Source organism: Streptomyces sp. NPDC058964, from assembly GCF_042741275.1.
Lineage (GTDB): Bacteria > Actinomycetota > Actinomycetes > Streptomycetales > Streptomycetaceae > Streptomyces.
This window is the reverse complement of sequence record NZ_JBHYKH010000103.1, coordinates 12,151-15,027: the sequence shown is the minus strand read 5'-3', so window position 1 is coordinate 15,027 and position 2,877 is coordinate 12,151. Positions and strand designations below refer to the sequence as shown.

General features: G+C 73.6%; 5 protein-coding genes and 1 pseudogene. 2 read left to right on the top strand and 4 right to left on the bottom strand.

Translation table 11 applies throughout. The features are described from left to right. Positions 1 to 59: 59 nt before the first annotated feature. Positions 60 to 404 carry a hypothetical protein gene (locus ACFW2E_RS15640; protein ID WP_384466625.1) on the top strand — a complete coding sequence of 115 codons (345 nt, stop codon included), beginning with the start codon at positions 60 to 62 and terminating at the stop codon, positions 402 to 404. Positions 405 to 423: 19 nt separating this feature from the next. Here the strand turns inward: ACFW2E_RS15640 and ACFW2E_RS15635 are convergent, their stop codons facing one another. Next, entirely contained in the window at positions 424 to 1,245 is an 822-nt protein-coding gene (locus ACFW2E_RS15635) for an NAD(P)H-binding protein (protein ID WP_384466623.1), read from the bottom strand. Between the two features lie 84 nt (positions 1,246 to 1,329). Here ACFW2E_RS15635 and ACFW2E_RS15630 point away from each other — a divergent pair, with 84 nt between their 5' ends. Then, on the top strand, positions 1,330 to 1,926 hold the full coding sequence (locus ACFW2E_RS15630; protein WP_384466621.1) for a TetR/AcrR family transcriptional regulator: 597 nt from the start codon (positions 1,330 to 1,332) through the stop codon (positions 1,924 to 1,926). 201 nt (positions 1,927 to 2,127) lie between these two features. Here ACFW2E_RS15630 and ACFW2E_RS15625 read toward each other — a convergent pair. From ACFW2E_RS15625 to ACFW2E_RS15615, 3 genes and pseudogenes are all read right to left on the bottom strand, one after another. Next, a pseudogene (locus ACFW2E_RS15625) lies at positions 2,128 to 2,295 on the bottom strand (fic family toxin-antitoxin system, toxin component); the annotation flags it as partial. 35 nt (positions 2,296 to 2,330) lie between these two features. Then, a complete protein-coding gene (locus ACFW2E_RS15620; RefSeq protein WP_384466619.1) occupies positions 2,331 to 2,621 on the bottom strand; it encodes a hypothetical protein in 291 nt (96 codons plus the stop codon). Beyond that, a partial coding sequence (locus tag ACFW2E_RS15615) for a DUF397 domain-containing protein (RefSeq protein WP_384466617.1) occupies positions 2,600 to 2,877 on the bottom strand: 278 nt, incomplete at its 5' end. The genes ACFW2E_RS15615 and ACFW2E_RS15620, both read right to left, overlap by 22 nt.

Sequence of the window (2,877 nt, the reverse complement as noted above, 5' to 3'; positions counted from 1 at the left end):
CCGGGCCCACCGCCGCGGGGCCGCGCCCCCACCCCCCCCCTAACAGCTTACCCCCCGCTGTGGCCTGGGGGGGTTCGGCCCCTCCCCCCCCCCCGCCCCCCCACGACTTCGCCGGCCACCGCATCGACATCGCCTCGGACGAACTGACCCCGGCCCGCATCGCTCACACCCTGGCAACGGCCGCCGGCTTCCCGGTCGTCCATCAGGAGGTGCCCCTGTCGCACGTCCGCACCCGCTCCGCGGACCTGGCGGCGATGTTCGAGTACTTCACCACCGCCGGACTCGACGTCGACGTGCCCGCCCTCCGCCGCGACCACCCCGAGGTGCGCTGGCACACCTTCGCCGAGTGGACCGCCGAACAGGACTGGACGGCCCTTCTGTTCCCGCTCCCGCGGCGTCCGTGAGGCGAGAGCGCGCCGAAGGTCAGCGGAACGCCCCGGCGTTGCGGACCGCCCATGCCCCGAAAGGAGTCGCAGCCCGCCCCAGCACCCGCCCGACGTCCCCGCTGACCCGCCGTTCCTCGTCGGTGGGCTCCCCGAGGATGGCGAGCGTGCCCGCCACCACGGGCGCCGGCATGAACCGGGACATCTGGGCGTGCGCCTCCTCGCGGCTCTGCTCCACGAAGGCCACCGGCTCGCCGATCGCCTCCGCGACGGCCGCGGCCCGCTGCCGGGGAGTGGTCACCTCGGGTCCGGTGAGTACGTACGTCGCCCCGTCGTGCCCGTCCTGCCGCAGTACGGCGGCGGCGACCGCCGCGACGTCGTCCGGGTCGACGAAGGGCAGCCCCACCTCGGCGAACGGAGCGGCGGCCGTGCGGTGCAGCCGTATCGGCTCGGCCCAGGCGAGGGCGTTGGAGGCCATTCCGCCGGAGCGGAGCACCGTGAAATCCAGCCCCGAGCCGGCGACGGCGGCCTCGAACCCGGCGGCGTGCGCATACACCCCTGGCCGGGTGCCCACGCCCTGAGAGGACAGCAGTACCACCTTCCTGACCCCCGCAGCCGCCGCCCGCTGCAGGATCCCGCCCGGATCCTCCCCGGCCACGAGCAGGAACAGCGCATCGGCCCCTTCCAGCGCGGGTGTCAGACTCTCCGGCCGGCCCAGATCGGCGGCAACCGTCCGCACCCCCTGCGGCGCGGCGCCCTGCGGGATCCGCCGCGCCACGGCGGTGACGGCCTCACCGGACCCGACCAGCATCCGGACCAGAGCCCGCCCGACGTTCCCGGTGGCACCCGTAACAACGATCATGACCGCTCCAAGAGATGAGTGAGTTAGTTGACTAACTAAGACTTACGCTAGCGGTCTGCGGAGTCGCTGTCTATCCTCAGTCAGGTGACTGACTCAGAGACGGGCGTGAGTGCAGAGCCCGCACGGGGCCGGACCGGCAAACGCGAACGCCTGGTGGCCGCCGCAGTCGAGGTCTTCCACCAGCAGGGCGTGGAGAAGACCACCCTCGGTGACATCGCCCGGGTCGCCGAGGTCCCCCTCGGCAACGTCTACTACTACTTCAAGACGAAGGACCGGCTGGTCGAGGCCGCGGTGGACGCCCACTGTGCCCAACTGCACGAGCTCACGGCCCGATTGGACGAACTTCCCGATCCCGCCACCCGTCTCAGGACACTTGTCGCCGGCTGGGTCGAACAGCGCGACACCGCCGCCCGCTTCGGCTGCCCCTTCGGCACCCTGGCCACCGAACTCGACAAGCGCGACGACGGCCTGGACCTGGCCGCGGCCAAGGTCATGCGGGCCCTGATCGACTGGACCGAGGCGCAGTTCACCCAGCTCGGCCGCCCCGACGCGCACGACCTGGCGATCGAACTCGTCGCCGCGTACCAGGGCATGTCCGTCCTCACCAACACCCTGCGCGACCCGAACCTGATGGCCACCCAGGGCCGACGCCTCCAGAACTGGATCGACACCCTCGCCTGAGCGTCCCGGCGGCCGGGCTCGCCACGTGGCCTGCCCAGGACAACGGGCACGGCCAGGTGGCCTGTTACGGATTCGTCCTCGAGGCCGCCGCCCTGCCCCTGGCCCGCCGGCTGCCGCGCCTGCCGGTGCCCGCGACGGCCGTACCCCGGGGCGGAACGCGGGAAGCCGCACGTCCCCGCCTGAGGTCCCGGCGTCCGGGGATCAGCCGACGGTCCAGTCCCGCAGCTGCCGGGCGATCCGGGCGAGGCCGGCCGCTCCCGAGGCGGCGTCGCGCACCAGTGCCACGGCCGCCTTGGGCGGATGGTCGAGACGGAGGCCGTTGAGGAACAGCCAGGCCTCGGTGGCGTGCCAGGCGAAGGCCTCGTTGGAGGCGACGTCGAGGGGGTGGAACGGCTCCGCTCAGCTCACGCGGCGTGACCCCGCTCCTGCCCCGCGAGCTCCTGCCACGCCTGCCGTTCGGCGGCCCGGTGCTCAGGGGTGGGATCCGCAAGTTCGGCCGCGAAGGCCGCGCCGCTGCGGGCCATCGAGTGCCGGAAGCCGTCCAGGAACCGCTGCTCGACGGCCGTCGCCCGGGCATAGGCGGCGAAGAGGATGTACTCCTGCAGGCTGACCCCCTCCTGCTTCGCGGCGGCCACGATGGCGGCCCGCTGCTCGGGGTCGCGGAAGCGCAGGTTCATCGCCCTGGGGTCCGACATGGCACCCACGGCACCAGCGGTACCAAAGCCCGGAACCCCAGCGGCGGTCCGCTGGGGGTGCCCCCGGGGGCGTTGGGGGGGGGTGGGCGGGGTTGCGCCCGCCCGGGCCGCGGGAACCGGCCCCCCCCCGGGCCCCCGCCCCCGCCCGCGCTGGGGGGGCGGGGCCCTGCCGGGTTCTTGGAGTCGCGGACGGGGGTGGTGCCAGGGATGGTGTCGGCTACTTGGACGCATTCACCGCCGGTCCCGTTGCTGTATC

Coding starts and splice junctions, on each gene's coding strand:
- ACFW2E_RS15635 (WP_384466623.1), bottom strand. CDS start 1,245: ATGATCGTTGTTACGGGTGCCACCGGGAACGTCGGGCGGGCTCTGGTC.
- ACFW2E_RS15620 (WP_384466619.1), bottom strand. CDS start 2,621: ATGTCGGACCCCAGGGCGATGAACCTGCGCTTCCGCGACCCCGAGCAG.